General features: G+C 70.9%; 14 protein-coding genes. 11 read left to right on the top strand and 3 right to left on the bottom strand.

The annotated features are described in order from the left end of the window. Positions 1-55 precede the first annotated feature (55 nt). The 3 genes from ACPWUT_RS11550 to rplL all read left to right on the top strand — a co-directional run bounded on the left by ACPWUT_RS11550 (position 56) and on the right by rplL (position 2,345). A complete protein-coding gene (locus ACPWUT_RS11550; RefSeq protein WP_425837727.1) occupies positions 56-1,084 on the top strand; it encodes a hypothetical protein in 1,029 nt (342 codons plus the stop codon). Between the two features lie 308 nt (positions 1,085-1,392). Then, positions 1,393-1,908, top strand: coding sequence for a 50S ribosomal protein L10 (rplJ, locus tag ACPWUT_RS11545; protein ID WP_284529970.1), 516 nt, complete (start codon positions 1,393-1,395; stop codon positions 1,906-1,908). Positions 1,909-1,952: 44 nt separating this feature from the next. Continuing rightward, positions 1,953-2,345, top strand: coding sequence for a 50S ribosomal protein L7/L12 (gene rplL / locus ACPWUT_RS11540; RefSeq protein ID WP_067162486.1), 393 nt, complete (start codon positions 1,953-1,955; stop codon positions 2,343-2,345). A gap of 55 nt (positions 2,346-2,400) precedes the next feature. On the opposite strand, the gene ACPWUT_RS11535 is transcribed toward rplL, so the two are convergent. Beyond that, the gene (locus ACPWUT_RS11535; protein WP_425837723.1) at positions 2,401-3,456 is read right to left on the bottom strand and encodes a LacI family DNA-binding transcriptional regulator; all 1,056 of its coding nucleotides are present in this window, start codon (positions 3,454-3,456) and stop codon (positions 2,401-2,403) included. 236 nt (positions 3,457-3,692) lie between these two features. Between ACPWUT_RS11535 and ACPWUT_RS11530 the strand changes: the two genes are divergently transcribed. The 3 genes from ACPWUT_RS11530 (at position 3,693) to ACPWUT_RS11520 (ending at position 7,229) form a co-directional block, all read left to right on the top strand. Further along, on the top strand, positions 3,693-5,030 hold the full coding sequence (locus ACPWUT_RS11530) for an ABC transporter substrate-binding protein (RefSeq protein WP_284529966.1): 1,338 nt from the start codon (positions 3,693-3,695) through the stop codon (positions 5,028-5,030). Between the two features lie 103 nt (positions 5,031-5,133). Then, positions 5,134-6,273: a carbohydrate ABC transporter permease gene (locus ACPWUT_RS11525; RefSeq protein WP_284529965.1), complete on the top strand. Its 1,140-nt coding sequence runs from the start codon at positions 5,134-5,136 to the stop codon at positions 6,271-6,273. 71 nt (positions 6,274-6,344) lie between these two features. Continuing rightward, positions 6,345-7,229: a carbohydrate ABC transporter permease gene (locus ACPWUT_RS11520; protein ID WP_425842266.1), complete on the top strand. Its 885-nt coding sequence runs from the start codon at positions 6,345-6,347 to the stop codon at positions 7,227-7,229. Between the two features lie 89 nt (positions 7,230-7,318). Here ACPWUT_RS11520 and ACPWUT_RS11515 read toward each other — a convergent pair whose 3' ends face one another. Further along, on the bottom strand, positions 7,319-7,999 hold the full coding sequence (locus tag ACPWUT_RS11515; RefSeq protein ID WP_425837718.1) for a DUF305 domain-containing protein: 681 nt from the start codon (positions 7,997-7,999) through the stop codon (positions 7,319-7,321). A 14-nt stretch (positions 8,000-8,013) separates the two neighbouring features. Then, on the bottom strand, positions 8,014-8,727 hold the full coding sequence (locus ACPWUT_RS11510; RefSeq protein ID WP_284529962.1) for a DUF3105 domain-containing protein: 714 nt from the start codon (positions 8,725-8,727) through the stop codon (positions 8,014-8,016). Positions 8,728-8,946: 219 nt separating this feature from the next. Between ACPWUT_RS11510 and ACPWUT_RS11505 the strand changes: the two genes are divergently transcribed. The 5 genes from ACPWUT_RS11505 to ACPWUT_RS11485 all read left to right on the top strand — a co-directional run bounded on the left by ACPWUT_RS11505 (position 8,947) and on the right by ACPWUT_RS11485 (position 15,220). Next, entirely contained in the window at positions 8,947-10,275 is a 1,329-nt protein-coding gene (locus tag ACPWUT_RS11505) for a multidrug effflux MFS transporter (RefSeq protein ID WP_284529961.1), read from the top strand. A 67-nt stretch (positions 10,276-10,342) separates the two neighbouring features. Continuing rightward, positions 10,343-10,972 carry a phosphatase PAP2 family protein gene (locus ACPWUT_RS11500; protein WP_425837714.1) on the top strand — a complete coding sequence of 210 codons (630 nt, stop codon included), beginning with the start codon at positions 10,343-10,345 and terminating at the stop codon, positions 10,970-10,972. A 4-nt stretch (positions 10,973-10,976) separates the two neighbouring features. After that, a complete protein-coding gene (locus ACPWUT_RS11495) occupies positions 10,977-12,878 on the top strand; it encodes a helicase HerA-like domain-containing protein (RefSeq protein WP_425837711.1) in 1,902 nt (633 codons plus the stop codon). Positions 12,879-12,964: 86 nt separating this feature from the next. Beyond that, positions 12,965-14,614, top strand: coding sequence for an SDR family oxidoreductase (locus ACPWUT_RS11490; RefSeq protein ID WP_284529956.1), 1,650 nt, complete (start codon positions 12,965-12,967; stop codon positions 14,612-14,614). 9 nt (positions 14,615-14,623) lie between these two features. Continuing rightward, positions 14,624-15,220, top strand: coding sequence for a GNAT family N-acetyltransferase (locus tag ACPWUT_RS11485; RefSeq protein WP_284529955.1), 597 nt, complete (start codon positions 14,624-14,626; stop codon positions 15,218-15,220). Positions 15,221-15,225 lie beyond the last annotated feature (5 nt).

Raw genomic sequence — 15,225 nt, 5'->3', positions numbered from 1 at the left:
TGACGGCGGAGCCGAACGAGCGCGGATGCGCGGGCGCCGCGACCACGCTGGGACGATGCGCGGAGCGGACGAGGGGGAACTGCGGGCGGCCCTCCGCACGACGGAGCATCTCATCGCACGGGGGTGGACGCCGCGCGGCATCCGCGCCGCATGCGAATCCGGAGGGCTGCACCGCGTGCGCCGCGGGGCGTACATCGCCGGCGAGCTCTGGACCCAGCTGTGGGGCGAGTCCCGTCACCTGGCGCATGTCCTCGCCGTCGACGCTGCCGCCCGGGCGCCGGGCACCACCGTCTTCGGTCTCTCCTCGGCTCTGGTGCTCCACGGCATCCCGCTCGCCTGCCCCGCGCCGCGGCGCGTACACGTGATCGTGGGGGAGGGCGATCGGCGGAGCGCGCCCGACGTCTTCCGGCACGAGGGCGCGCTCGCCCCCGGCGAGGTGGTCTCGGTGGCGGGCGTCCTGTGCACGTCGATCGAGCGGACCGTGTACGACCTCGCGCGACTGGCGAGTCCGGAGGTCGCCCTCGTGGCGGCCAACGCGGCCCTCGCGCGCGAGGGCGGGGATCCGCGCGACTTCGACCACGAGCGGGCGGAGCGTCTGCGTCACGCGCTCGCCGCTCGGGTCGACGCGGCGGGCGTGCGCGGCATCCGGCAAGCCCGCGACATCGTCGCCGTCGCCGACGGTCGCGCCCAGTCGACGCTGGAGTCGCTCTCGCTGCTGCAGATCGTCCGTCTCGGCTTCGAGCGGCCGCCTCTCCAGGTGCGGGTCCCGGGGGCGTCGCCCGGGTCCGCGTACTGGGTGGACATCGAGCTGCCCGGGGCGCGCGCCTTCCACGAGTGCGACGGGGAGGCGAAGTACACCGACCCCGCGCTGCTCGGCGGGCGCACCCCGGAGCAGGCGGTGCGGGAGGAGAAGCGCCGCGAGGACTGGATCCGGGGCGTCACCGGGTACCGCGTCGTCCGCGGCGGCATGCGCGATGTGCGGACGCCCGAGGCGCTTGCGGTACGGCTGTCCGCCTTCGGCATCCCGCTCCCGCGTCGAGCCCACCGCTTGCTGCCGAGCCGGCCCCTTCTCGCCGGGCTCTAGCGGGTGGGGTGGACGGGATCGGGTGGGGTCGACGGAAGGAGCGTCGTGCGGGATTTGGGAGGGGCGGCGGGATGGCGTAGAGTGGAGGCAAGCCAAAGACCGCTGGTCTCGGCTGCGCCCGCGAGGGAACAGCCGACGAAGCTCTGCACTGCAGGGACCCGCGCAGGTACACAGAACTTCCGGGAAACCGATCCGAGCTCCGTGCGCTTGCGCCGGAGCTTTTGTCATGTGTGGATGCCGATCGACCTCGGCGCGTCGAGGCCCACGCTCCGCCACCGTGGAGCGTCACGTACACACAAGGAGTGGCCATGGCGCAGAAGGAAGCATCGGTCGCCGAGCTCACGAAGAACTTCGAGGGCTCGACCGCCGTTCTGCTCACCGAGTACCGCGGTCTGACGGTTGCCCAGCTCAAGGAGCTGCGCAACAGCATTCGTCAGGACGCGGAATACGCCGTGGTGAAGAACACGCTGACCAAGATCGCCGCGCGCAACGCGGGGGTCGAAGGACTGGACGACGAGCTCAAGGGCCCGTCCGCCATCGCCTTCGTGCACGGTGACCCTGTCGCCGTCGCCAAGGGTCTGCGTGCCTTCGCCAAGGCACACCCTCTGCTGGTGATCAAGGGCGGCTACTTCGACGGTGCCGCCCTGACCGCCGCCGAGGTGAACAAGCTCGCCGATCTCGAGAGCCGTGAAGTCCTGCTGGCGAAGCTCGCCGGTGCGATGAAGGCCTCGCTGACCAAGGCGGCCTACGTCTTCAACGCGCTCCCGTCGAAGGCCGTTCGCACGGTCGACGCGCTGCGCGAGAAGCAGGAGTCCGCGGCCTGAATCCGGGCTTCGGCATAGCACAACCCCAATCAAGGAGAATCATCATGGCAAAGCTCAGCACTGAGGAGCTGCTCGACGCGTTCAAGGAGCTCACGCTCATCGAGCTCAGCGAGTTCGTCAAGGCGTTCGAGGAGACCTTCGACGTCACCGCCGCCGCCCCGGTCGCGGTCGCCGCTGCCGGCGCCCCCGCCGGTGGTGCCGGCGACGCCGCCGCCGAGGAGGAGAAGGACTCGTTCGACGTCGTCCTCGAGGCCGCCGGCGACAAGAAGATCCAGGTCATCAAGGTCGTCCGCGAGCTCACCTCGCTCGGCCTCGGCGAGGCCAAGGCCGTCGTCGACGGTGCTCCCAAGGCCGTCCTCGAGGGCGCCAACAAGGAGACCGCCGAGAAGGCCAAGGCCGCTCTGGAAGAGGCCGGCGCTTCGGTGACCCTGAAGTAATCTCGCTCACGCGAATCGAAGGCCCCCGGGTTCGTCCCGGGGGCCTTCTGCGTGCTCAGTCGGGGGCGGAGTCGCGGATCAGGTCCGCGTCGAGGACCGCCGAGCTCTGCGCGTCCACGGCCGAGGTGGTGCTCCGCACGATCAGGCGCGCGTGCATGCGCACGTTCGCCACCGGCCGCTCGGGGTCGGCGATGTGCGCAAGCAGCATCTCGACCGCCGCCCGCCCCTGCTCGCGGGGCACCTGCTGGAGCGTGGTCAGCGAGAACATCTCGGCGTACTCATGGTCGTCGATGCCGACGACGCTGAGGTCGCCCGGAACATGGATGCCGAGGCGCCGCGCCGCGATGATGGCGCCGACGGCCACCTCGTCGCAGACCGCGACGATCGCCGTGGGGCGGCGCCGGGGGTCGCCCAGCAGGTCGACCGCGGACTCGTAGCCGCCGGGCAGCGACACGTCGGAGCGCACGTGGCGGATCCGGTCGGCGATGCCTGCCTCCGCCATGGCGCTCTCGTAGCCGGACAGCCGCTGGCGATCGACGTGGGCCCAGTGGGGACCGATGCCCCCGCCGAGGAACGCGATGGCGGTGTGGCCGAGGCCCAGGAGATGCTCGGTGGCGCGCCGGGCGGCGTAGTCGTCGTCGATCGCGATGAGGCTCGCATCCTCGCCGCCGCCCACCACGCTGACGATCGGCCGGCCGATCTGGAGCAGCTGCTCCAGTTCGTGGTTCTGGGGCTCCAGTCCGACCGCGATCAGTCCGTCGAACCGCTTGCGCGCGAGGAAGTCGCCGAAGATGCGCTCTCGACCCGGCGTTCCGGGCTTCGCGTCGTAGAGGGTGAGGTCCATGCCCTGCTCCAGGAGCGCCTGCTGGATGCCCTCCAGCACCTCCGCGAAGAACCACCTGTTCACGTAGGGCATGACCACCCCGACGTTCTGCGTGCGCCCGGTGGCCAGACTCACGGCACTGGTCGACGGGACGTAGCCGAGCTCGTCGGCGGCCGCGCGGACGCGCTGGCGCGTCGCGTCCGAGACGTACCCGCTGCCGGTCAGCGCCCGGCTGGCGGTCGCCTTCGAGACGCCCGCCCGTGCGGCGACGTCAGCGATGCCGGCCATGAACTCCCCTTCGAGTCGGAACGGGGGAACTCTATCCGATCGGCGCGATTTTGTGGAACCGGTTGCGTCGCGGGGTGCTCGCGCGGTATTACGCGGATCCGCGCCGTTATCGGGTTGTGATGTGGGTGATGTTGTGAGTTCGCCGACCGTTCCCCTAGCCTGGCCTGGAAGCGGTTCCCTATCGGGGAACCCGCGTGCACCCGGAGCGTTCCGGGCACTCAATGAGGAGGAATCACATGGGGATGGCACAGCGACGTCTACTCGCACCGCTCGCCGTCATCGGCGTCGCCGGTATCGCTCTCGCAGGCTGCAGCGGCGGCCCGGGCGCCGGCAACGGCGGGGACAACAACTCGGGGGGCGCCGACGACAATGTCGTGACCGTCTACGGCACGATCGCCGACACCGAGGCCGAACTGCTCGAGCAGTCCTGGGCGGACTTCGAGGAGTCCTCGGGCATCGACATCGAGTACGAGTCGTCGAAGGAGTTCGAGGCGCAGATCGCCGTCCGCGCTCAGGGTGGCAGCGCCCCTGACATCGCGATCTTCCCGCAGCCGGGCCTGATGGCCGACATCGCGAACCTGGGCTACCTGAAGGAAGCACCCGACGCCGTGAAGGCCAACGTCGAGTCGGGCTGGTCCGAGGACTGGGCCAACTACGCCACCGTCGACGGCACGCTCTACGGCGCGCCGCTCATGGCCAGCGTCAAGGGCTGGATCTGGTACTCGCCGTCGTTCTTCGCGGACAACGGCTACGAGGTCCCGACCGACTGGCAGGGACTGCTCGACCTGACCGCGCAGATCCAGGCCGACACGGATCAGCCGCCGTGGTGCATCGGCTTCGGCTCGGACGCGGCGACCGGCTGGCCGGGCACCGACTGGATCGAGGACCTCGTCCTGCGCCAGTCCGGCACCGACGTCTACGACGCGTGGATCGCGAACGAGACGCCGTTCACCGACCCGGCCATCAAGTCGGCCTTCGACGAGTTCGGCAAGATCGCGCTGAACCCCGACTACGTGAACGCCGGGTTCGGCGGCACCGACACGATCGTGACGACGCCCTTCGGCGACCCGGCACAGGCGCTCGTCGACGGTGACTGCGCGCTGCACCACCAGGCCTCGTTCTACGACGGCTTCGTGAGCGACGCGGGCGGCGAGGTCGCCGAGGACGGCGACATCTGGGCCTTCCTGATGCCGCCGTTCGAGGCCGGCGGAGCCAGCGACGGCGCGGTCGTCACCGGTGGTGGCGAGATCGTCGCCGCCTTCGACGACTCCGAGTCGACCCAGAAGGTGCAGGAGTACCTCTCCAGCCCCGAATGGGCGAACTCCCGCGTCGGCCTCGGCGGTGTCATCAGCGCCAACAAGGGTCTGGACGCCTCCAAGGCCTCCAGCAACATCCTGAAGGCGGCCATCGAGATCCTGCAGGCCGACACGACCACGTTCCGCTTCGACGCGTCCGACCTCATGCCGGGTGCGGTCGGTTCGGGCACGTTCTTCAAGGGCATGGTCGACTGGGTGAACGGGTCGGACACCGACAGCGTTCTCCAGCAGATCGAGTCCGGCTGGCCGTCCGAGTGATCTGACGCCGAGTGGGGCCGTCCCGGCACGGGGCGGTCCCACTCTCCTCTCCCGCGGCGCGTCGCGCCGCCACCGAGTCCGATGTCGCACTCGAAAGGCTCCCATGACCATTCAAGATTTCTTCCGGTGGCTGTCCACCCTCAACCCGTGGCTGGAGATCGTCGTCATCGTCGGCGTCTTCCTGGCGGTGGTGGCGCTCATCCTCTTCTTCATCGAGATCGCGCCGCGCGCGGGCCGCACGTACACGATCATCCGACTGATCGCCTGCGTCGTCGGACCTGCGCTCGTCCTTCTCGTCATGGACTCGTGGACCATCGCCGCGGCCACCGCCGCGGTCCTGGGTCTCGTCCTGTTCTTCCTCGATCAGCGCTCCAAGGGGGGAGCCGGGTCGATCTTCCAGCTGGTCGGGTTCCTGACGCCGGCGCTGGCGCTGCTGACCGTCGGACTCGTCATCCCGACGATCCAGACGATCTTCCAGGCCTTCATGAACAGGACCGGCACGGATTTCGTCGGCTTCGCGAACTTCGAGTGGATCTTCACGCAGCCCCAGAACGTGCGGGTCATCGTGAACACGATCCTCTGGGTGCTGATCGCCCCGGTGATCTCGACGATCGCGGGTCTCGCGTACGCGTACTTCATCGACAAGACCCGCGGGGAGAAGTACTACAAGATCCTCGTGTTCATGCCGATGGCGATCTCGTTCGTCGGCGCGTCGATCATCTGGCGCTTCATGTACACCGCCCGTCCCGAGGGGCAGAACCAGATCGGCTTCCTGAACCAGGTGATCGTCTGGTTCGGCGGCGACCCGTACAACTTCCTCGCCGACGATCCGTGGAACACGTTCTGGCTGATCGTGGTCTTCATCTGGATCCAGACCGGTTTCGCGATGGTGGTCCTCTCGGCCGCCATCAAGGGCGTCCCGGGGGAGCAGCTGGAGGCGGCAGAGCTCGACGGCACGAACGCCTGGCAGCGGTTCATCAACGTCGTGGTACCCGGTATCCGCCCCGCCCTCATCGTCGTCCTGACGACGATCTCGATCGGCTCGCTGAAGGTGTTCGACATCGTCCGCACCATGACCGCCGGTGCCAACAGCACCTCGGTCCTCGCGAACGAGATGTACACCCAGTTCCGCAGCTTCGAACAGGGTCGCTCCGCGGCGTTCGCGCTGATCCTGTTCGTGCTGGTGCTGCCGATCGTCATCTACAACGCCGTGCAGCTCAAGAAGCAGAGGGAGATCCGCTGATGACCGTCGCACCCGCAGCCCTGTCGGTCGACGACCAGACGGCACGCCGCGTCAAGCGCGGCGAGAAGAAGATGTTCTCCGGCACGAAAAAGCGCCTGAGCTCGCCGTGGGCGACCGCGGCGGCGCTGATCATCGCCGCCGTGTGGACCGTGCCGACGTTCGGCCTCTTCCTCACCTCGTTCCGTCCTCGTGAGTTCATCAACACCACCGGCTGGTGGACGATCTTCGAGAACTGGGGCTTCACGCTCGACAACTACGCGACGGCGCTCCAGACCGGCAACAGCCAGCTGAACATGGCCGGGGCGTTCGTGAACTCGTTCGCGATCACCCTGCCGGCCACGGTGCTGCCGATCTCGATCGCGCTGCTGGCCGCGTACGCGTTCGCATGGATGGACTTCCGCGGGAAGAACATCCTGTTCATCGGCGTGTTCGCGCTGCAGATCGTGCCGATCCAGATGGCGCTCATCCCCGTGCTGCAGTTCTTCGCACAGGGCGAGATCCTCGGGTTCCCGGTCGTCACGCCCTTTGGCTCCGCCGGATACGCCCAGGTGTGGATCGCGCACACGATCTTCGGCCTTCCGCTGGTGATCTACCTGCTCCACAACTTCGTCTCGGAGATCCCGGGCGAGGTCATCGAGGCGGCGCGGGTCGACGGCGCCGGTCACGGACAGATCTTCTTCCGGATCATCCTGCCGCTGACCGCGCCGGCCATCGCCTCGGTGGCGATCTTCCAGTTCCTGTGGGTCTGGAACGACCTGCTCGTGGCGCTGATCTTCGCCGACGGCAACGTGGCGCCGATCACGAAGCTGCTCGCCGAGATGACCGGCAGCCGCGGCCAGGACTGGTATCTGCTCACCGCCGGCGCGTTCATCGCGCTGATCGTGCCGCTGATCGTGTTCCTGTCGCTGCAGCGGTTCTTCGTCCGCGGGCTCCTCGCCGGGTCGACGAAGGGCTGACGCCCCGCGCGTCGTACGGGATCGGGGCCGCACCGGGGGGAGCGGCCCCGATCTTCGTCTGTCCGGGAGCTCGGCGGCGGGAGCCGGGGTCAGCCGCTGCAGCCGAGGCGCTGCTGCATCGAGGTCATCGCGTCGATCTCGAACTGCTGCGCGTTCTTCATCCGCTCGGCCACGGCCAGCACCTGCGGCTCGGTGCCGAGTTCGAGGATCGCCTCGGCCATCGGGATCGCGCCCTCGTGGTGGCGGATCATCAGCTCCAGGAACAGGCAGTCCGCCTGACGGCCGGTCGCCGCGCCGAGCTCGTCGAGCTCCGCCTCGCTGGCCATGCCCATCGCCTCGCGCGCCTCCTGCTCGGACAGGGGCGCCGACGAGGACCCGCCGTGCGCGTGTCCCGCCTCGGAGGCCGACATCCACTGCATCGTCGGCCCGCCCGCCTGGGGGAGTCCCCACTGGACGAGCCAGCCGTACATCACGCCCTTCTGCTCGGCCTGCCCCGTGGCGATGTCGTAGGCGAGGGCGCGCAGGTCGCCGTCGTCGGTCGAGCGGTAGATGGTCATCGCCATGTCGATCGCCTGCGAGTGGTGGACCTGCATGTCGCGCGCGAAGCCCGCCTCGGCCGAGGTGTCGCCGGGAGTGACCGGGGCGATGTCGAACGTCGAGAAGCGGCCGATGGCGAACGCCGTGCCGGCGATGGCGAGTGCGACCAGCAGGACCGCCCACCACGGCGGGAGGGTGCGGGCCGCCGCCGTCTCCGGCGCGTCGTCGGTCATGTGCGCGCGGGGCCTCAGGACTGCTTGCCGGGCGCGTCGAGCGCGCCGGTGCAGGCCGCGTTGGGCTCGGGTGCGCTCGTGCTGCGCCAGTACGCGCCGAGGAACTCGCCGATGCGCTCGTCGTCGGCCGACTCGACCTGGAGCTGGGCGTTCCAGGCGCTCGCGACGATCGGTGCGGGGAGACCGGGGTAGGGCGAGAGGATGACGTAGCTGGAGGGCAGCTGCTCGCGCAGCGCCGCGACGCCCGCGTCGTCCACCCGCTCGGGGTCGTAGGTGATCCACACGGCGCCGTGCTCGAGGGAGTGGACCGCGTTGACGTTCGGAACCGGCTCGGAGTAGACGCCGCAGTTCAGCCAGACGGGGTTGTGGTCGCCGCCGGCCGGGGGAGTCTGCGCGTAGGTGACCTCGCCCTCGACGTGCGTGGCCGAGTTGCTGAAGGTCTCGACGCCGGAGATCCCGGAGCCGTCGCCGTCGCCCCGCTCGAGGGTGACCGGGCGGGGCGTGAAGATGATCGAGGCGGCGATGAGTGCGATGACCGCCAGCCCCGCGGTCGATCCGACCACCCACCACAGCACCTTGCTGCGCCGGCGCTTCTCGAGCTGCCGCTGGTACTCGGCGAGCTTGGCCTGCTTCTGCTGCTCGCGCTGCTGCTTGGCGGTCTGGTTCAGCGAAGCCTGCGTGGCGGGGTTGCCGCTCGCGCGCTTACCGGAGGGGGCAGTCGGGGTCATGTGCGGTGATCTCGGCTCGGGGACGGCGGATGGTCCGGCGCGAGGCACACGGACGCGTCAATCCTATGCACCGGCATGAGCCCGCAGGCTGGGAAAGCGCTAAGATCGAGAGGTCGTCGAATCGATTCGGCCCTTCCCTGCGCAGGAATTGTTCCGTTCCGCGCCCGTTCGCCGGTCATTCCTCTCTCCGTCTTCCCGTTCTCGCTCCCCAAGGATCCCGTGCGCGACACCGCCTCCATCCCGCTCCCGCCCGCCGCCCGCCCCGCCGCGACCGGCGCGATCCGCACCCTGGGCGCCCATCCGGCCACGGCGCCGATCGTCCTGCATCCGGGCGATCGGATCTCCACGCCGCGGCGTGTGCTGTACGTCATCCTGCTCGGGGCGCTCACCGCTCTGGGGCCCTTCACGATCGACCTCTACCTGCCCGCCTTCCCGGTGCTGCGCGAGGACTTCCAGACCACCGACGCGGCGATCCAGCTGACCCTGACCGGCACGATGATCGGCTTCGCCCTCGGCCAGCTGATCGTCGGGCCCCTCAGCGACAAGGTCGGGCGCCGCCTGCCGCTGCTCGCGGTGACCGCGCTCCACGTGCTCGCCAGCGCGGCGGCCGCCTTCGCGCCCACCCTCGAGCTGCTCTCGGTCGCCCGCGTCCTCATGGGGGCCGGAGCCGCCGCGGGCGGTGTGGTCGCCGCGGCGATCGTGCGCGACCTGTTCGGCGGGCGCCGCCTCGTGGTCATGCTGTCCCGGCTGGCGCTGGTCTCGGGCGTCGCCCCCGTGCTCGCGCCGCTCGTGGGCTCGGGTCTGCTGCTCGTCACGTCGTGGCGCGGCGTCTTCGGAGTCCTCGCGATCTACGGCGCCGTGATGCTGGTCTCGGCCATCATCTTCATCCCCGAGACACTGCCGCCGGCACGTCGCCGGGAGCGGGGGGCCACCACGGTCTGGCAGCGCTACCGGAGCGTCTTCGGCGATCGCGTGTTCATCGGCGTGCTGATCATCGGCGGCATGAGCTTCTCGGGCCTGTTCTCGTACCTGTCGGCCTCGTCGTTCCTGTTCCAGGAGTCCTACGGGTTCGACGCGCAGCAGTACGGACTGCTCTTCGCCGCCAACTCCCTGGGCGTCGTGCTCGGGGTGCAGGCGGCGTCGCGGCTGGCCGCGCGCTTCGGTCCGCAGTGGGTGCTGGCCTGGTCGACGGCGGTGCTCGTCGTCGCCGGCGCGTCGATCATCATCACCGATCAGCTCGGGCTGGGTCTGTGGGGAACCGTCGTGCCGCTGTTCTTCTTCATGACCGCGTGCGGCTTCACCTTCCCCTGCGTGCAGGTGCTCGCCCTCGACCGGCACGGGAACGCGGCGGGCACGGCGCAGTCGATCGTCGGCGCGACGAACTTCGGCGTGGCCGGGATCATCTCGCCGCTCGTGGGCTGGATCGCGAAGGACGCCGGGATCACGGCCACCACGATGGCCTCGGTCATGGTCGGCTGCGCCGTGATCGGCCTGGCCTCGCTCTGGCTGATCGTGCGTCCCCGGACCGTGGAGCGTCTCGCCCCCTGACCCGACACGAGCGACGCCGTGCGGCGCCGGGCGCGGACACGGGCCCGGCCGCGGCTACGCTGGGGCGATGCGCGTCACAGATGTCGAGATCACCTGGGGCCTCCAGCGCCTCGTCGTCGGACTCGTCCTGATGACGGCCGCCATCGTGCTCGGCATCGCCGTGGCGCTCGGGACCGACGTCGACATCGACACCTGGTGGAACACGACCGTGGGCTCGGTGCTCCCCGGTCTCAGCCACCTGTCGTACACCCTCGACTTCCTGGGCGGCGGCTGGTTCGCCACATACGTGGTGCCCCTCGGCGGGTGCCTCGCGCTGGTCGCGGCGCGCAGGTGGCGATCGGGCCTGTACTTCCTTGCGGCCTCCGGGCTGAGCGCGGCGTTCGTGCAGCTGCTGAAGACGATCTTCGGCAGGGTGCGCCCGGAGGACATGCTCGTGATCTCCGACCACGGGTCCTTCCCGTCCGGTCACACCGCCAATGCCGCCACGATCGCCGTCGCCGTGACGATCATCTTCCCGCGCGTGTGGGTGGCGCTGGTCGGCGCGGCGTGGGCGGCGCTCATGGCATTCAGCCGCACGCAGGTGCACGCGCACTGGCTGAGCGACACCCTCGGCGGAGTGCTCGTGGGCACGGGTGCGGCGCTGGTCGTCGCCGCGGCGTTCACCCTGCCGCTGGCGAGGGAGCGCTCGCTAGGCTGAGCGCATGACCGCGCCCGAGGATGCCGCCGCCGCCGAGCTCGCCCGCCTGCAGGCCGAAGCCGACGCCGCCGAGGCGGCGCTGAAGCTCGCCCAGGCCAAGGCCGCGCTCGCGGCGGCGAAGGCCGAGGCGGCGAAGGCGGGCCGGGACGATGCGCCGGCGCCCGACGCCGCCGCCGCGAAGGAGGAGGCTCCCTCGACGGCCGCCGCGGTCGAGCCGCCGACCGCGGGAGCACCGTCCGCGACGGAGCCCACCGCCGAGCCGGCGCCGTCGGACGGGCCGCTGGATGCCGACGAGGTCGCCGCCGTCGTGACGGGCTACACGTTCGACGGGCCGACCCTCGACCTCGGCGCGCTCGTGAACACCGACCCGGTGCCGACCGCGCAGATCCGCATCCCGCTCGCCATGATGAACCGGCACGGCCTGGTCGCCGGCGCCACCGGCACCGGCAAGACGCGCACGCTGCAGGGCCTCGCCGAGCAGCTCGCGGCCAAGGGCGTGCCGGTCTTCGCCGCCGACATCAAGGGCGACCTGTCGGGCGTCGCGACGCCGGGCACGCCGAACGAGAAGCTGCTCGCGCGCACCAGCGCGATCGGGCAGGACTGGGCGCCGGCGGCCTCGGCCACCGAGTACTTCGCCCTCGGCGGCGTCGGCAAGGGCGTGCCGGTCCGCGCGACGGTGTCGGGCTTCGGGCCCCTCCTGCTCAGCAAGGTGCTGGGCCTCAACGCCACGCAGGAGTCGAGCCTCGGCCTCGTCTTCCACTACGCCGACGCCAACGGGCTCGCGCTCGTGGACCTCGCCGACCTGCGGGCGGTGCTGTCGTACCTGACGAGCGAGGACGGCAAGGCCGAGCTGAAGGAGCTCGGCGGGCTGTCGGCGGCGACGGCGGGCGTGATCCTCCGCGAGCTGATCACCTTCGCCGACGACGGCGCCGACGTGTTCTTCGGCGAGCCCGAGTTCGACGTCGCGGACTTCCTGCGCACGGCCGCCGACGGGCGCGGCGTCATCTCGCTGCTCGAGGTCCCCGGCGTCGCCGACAAGCCGGCGCTCTTCTCGACGTTCCTGATGTACCTCCTCGCGGAGCTGTTCGAGATCCTCCCCGAGGTGGGCGACCTCGACAAGCCGAAGCTCGTCTTCTTCTTCGACGAGGCGCACCTGCTGTTCCGGGACGCCTCGAAGGACTTTCTCGCGGCGATCACGCAGACCGTGCGGCTCATCCGCTCCAAGGGCGTCGGCGTGTTCTTCGTGACCCAGACGCCGAAGGACGTGCCCGGCGACGTGCTGGCGCAGCTGGGATCGCGCGTGCAGCACGCCCTCCGCGCCTTCACCCCCGACGACGCCAAGGCGCTCCGCGCGACCGTCGGCACCTACCCCAAGAGCGGGTACGACCTCGAGCGCACGCTGCAGGAGCTCGGCACCGGCGAGGCGATCGTGACGGTGATGAGCGAGAAGGGGGCGCCGACGCCGGTCGCCTGGACGCGGCTGCGCGCGCCGCAGGGCCTCATGTCGCCCACGCCCGACCCGGACATCGAGCGCGCCGTGCACGCGTCGCCGCTGCTGGCGAAGTACGGCACCGCCATCGACCGCGAGTCGGCGCGCGAGATCCTCACGGCCAAGATGAACGCGGCCGCCGAGCAGGATGCCGCGGAGCGGGCGGCCGTCGAGAAGGCCAAGGCCGACGCCGAGTTCGCGAAGCAGCAGGCCGCGATCGCCAAGGCCGACGCCGCGGCGGAGCGCGAGCGTCAGAAGGAGTACGACCGCCTCATCAAGGCCACCGGCGGCTCGACGCGCACGCGCACGACGCGCGCGAAGCAGACGTCGCCGCTGGAGCAGGTGCTCAACTCCAAGACGACGCAGACGATCCTGAACTCCGTCATCCGCGGCGTGTTCGGCATCGGCCGCCGCTGACCGCGCGACGCCGATCCCCCTGGACGCCAGAACGCCTGGACGCAAGGGGGTAGGGGGTGCGGCGCCGGAGCGCGTAAGGTGCCCGCATGGGTGAGGATCACGCGGGCCTGTCGACTCCGACCGGGCGCGAGGAGGTGCTGCGCGCCCTCCCGCGCGCCGACGGCTCCGCCCCGCGCGCGCTGGTGCTCGGGGCCACCGGCTATCTGGGCGGCCGGCTCGTGCCGCGCCTGCTGGCCGCCGGCTACCGGGTGCGCGTGCTGGTGCGCCACCCCGGGCGACTCCCCGCCTTCTCGTGGGGCGACGACGTCGAGGTGGTGGCCGGCTCCGCGGACGACGAGGCCGCCGTCGCCGAGGCCGTGCCCGACGTCGACGTGCTGTTCTACCTCATCCACTCGATGGGCCAGGGGAAGGGATTCGAGGAGAGCGACCTCGCCGCAGCGCGCACCGTCGCGGCCGCGGCGGCCTCGGCCTCCGTCGGCCGGATCGTCTACCTCGGCGGGCTCCACCCCGACGGCGTGGAGCTGAGTCCGCACCTGCGCTCCCGGGTGGAGGTCGGCGAGCAGTTCCTCCGCAGCGGCGTGCCGACGCTCGTACTGCAGGCGGGGGTCGTGATCGGGTCGGGCTCGGCCTCGTTCGAGATGATCCGCCACCTCACCGAGGTGCTGCCCTACATGCCGGCGCCGCGCTGGGTGCGCAACCACATCCAGCCGATCGCCGTGCGAGACGTCATGCACTACCTGCTGGGGGCCGCACGGGTGGCGCCGGACGTCAACCGCACCGTCGACATCGGCGGACCCGACGTGCTCCGCTACGGCCAGATGATGAACGGCTACGCGGTGGAGGCGGGGCTTCCGCAGCGGCCGATCGCGCCGCTGCCGGTGCTCACGCCGGGGCTCGCCTCGCACTGGGTGAATGTCGTGACGCCGGTGCCGCGCTCGATCGCACGTCCGCTCATCGCCTCTCTCGTGCACGACTGCGTCATGAACGACCACGACGTCGACCGGCTGATCCCGCCGCCCGCGGACGGGCTCACCGGCTACCGCGAGGCGGTGCGGCTGGCGCTCGGCCGCGTGGAGGCCGACGCGGTGGAGACGAGCTGGCAGGACGCCGCGGTGTCGGGCGTCCCGTCCGATCCGCTGCCGAGCGACCCGGAGTGGGCGGGGCGCACCGTGTACACCGACGTGCGCACGGCGCGCACGACCGCGTCTCCGGAGCGGCTCTGGGCGGTGATCTCCGCGATCGGCGGCGAGAGCGGGTGGTACTCCTCGCCCGTGCTGTGGGCGATCCGGGGATGGATGGACCGTCTCGTCGGCGGAGTCGGCCTCGCGCGCGGGCGCCGCAGCCGCGGACGCGTGGCGGTCGGCGACGCGATCGACTTCTGGCGGGTCGAGAAGGTCGATCCGGGGCGCCTGCTGCGCCTGCGCGCCGAGATGCGCGTGCCGGGGCTGGCCTGGCTCGACCTCGCCTGCGATCCGGCGGAACCGGGCGCGGGCGGCGGTGCGGTCTACCGGCAGCGGGCCGTGTTCTTCCCGCGGGGGCTCGCGGGCCGGCTGTACTGGCTCGCGGTGCTGCCGTTCCACGGCTTCATCTTCCGGGGGATGGCCAACCGCATGACGGCCGCGGCCGAGGCCGCCCCGACGACGCAGGACGCTCAGACGTCCGAGGCACCCCAGACACCCGAGGCATCCCAGACGACGCCGACCGCGCAGCCGGAGGCGGCGGCACCCGCTCCCTAGACTCGGAGCGTGACCCAGATCCGTCCCTTCCGCCCCGGCGACGAGCCCGCCCTGTCCGAGATCTGTCTGCGCACCGCCGACGCCGGCGCCGACGGGACGGGGATCTTCGAAGACGACGACCTGTGGGGCGAGGTCTTCGTCCTCCCGTACGTCGCCCGGCATCCCGACCTCGCCTTCGTCGTGGAGAGCGACGAGGGGACCCCGCTCGGCTACGTCGTCGGGACCCCGGACACGCGGGCGTTCGAGGACTGGTTCGCGACGCAGTGGTGGCCGCGCTTCGCCGCGCGCTGGCCTCTGCCCGAGAGCGAGCGGACGCGTCAGGACGGCACGCTGATCTACGCCTACGGCCGGCGCGCCGGAGCCGAGCCCTACGGCGACGCGCATCCCGCCCACCTCCACATCGACCTGCTGCCCGAGATCCAGGGACAGGGGTGGGGGCGCCGTCTGATCGAGACGCTGGCGGACGCGCTGCGCGAGCGCGGCGTGCCGAGCCTGCACCTCGTCGCGTCGTCCGCCAACACCGGCGCTCTCGCGTTCTACACGCGCCTCGGCTTCACGCCGCTGCCGTCGCATCACGGCGCGCAGGCCTTCGCGATGAGCCTCTGACCTCA

Origin of the sequence: Microbacterium sp. PA5 (assembly GCF_049860775.1) — a bacterium.
Taxonomy (GTDB): Bacteria; Actinomycetota; Actinomycetes; order Actinomycetales; family Microbacteriaceae; genus Microbacterium.
This window is presented reverse-complemented; position numbering and strand designations above follow the sequence as displayed.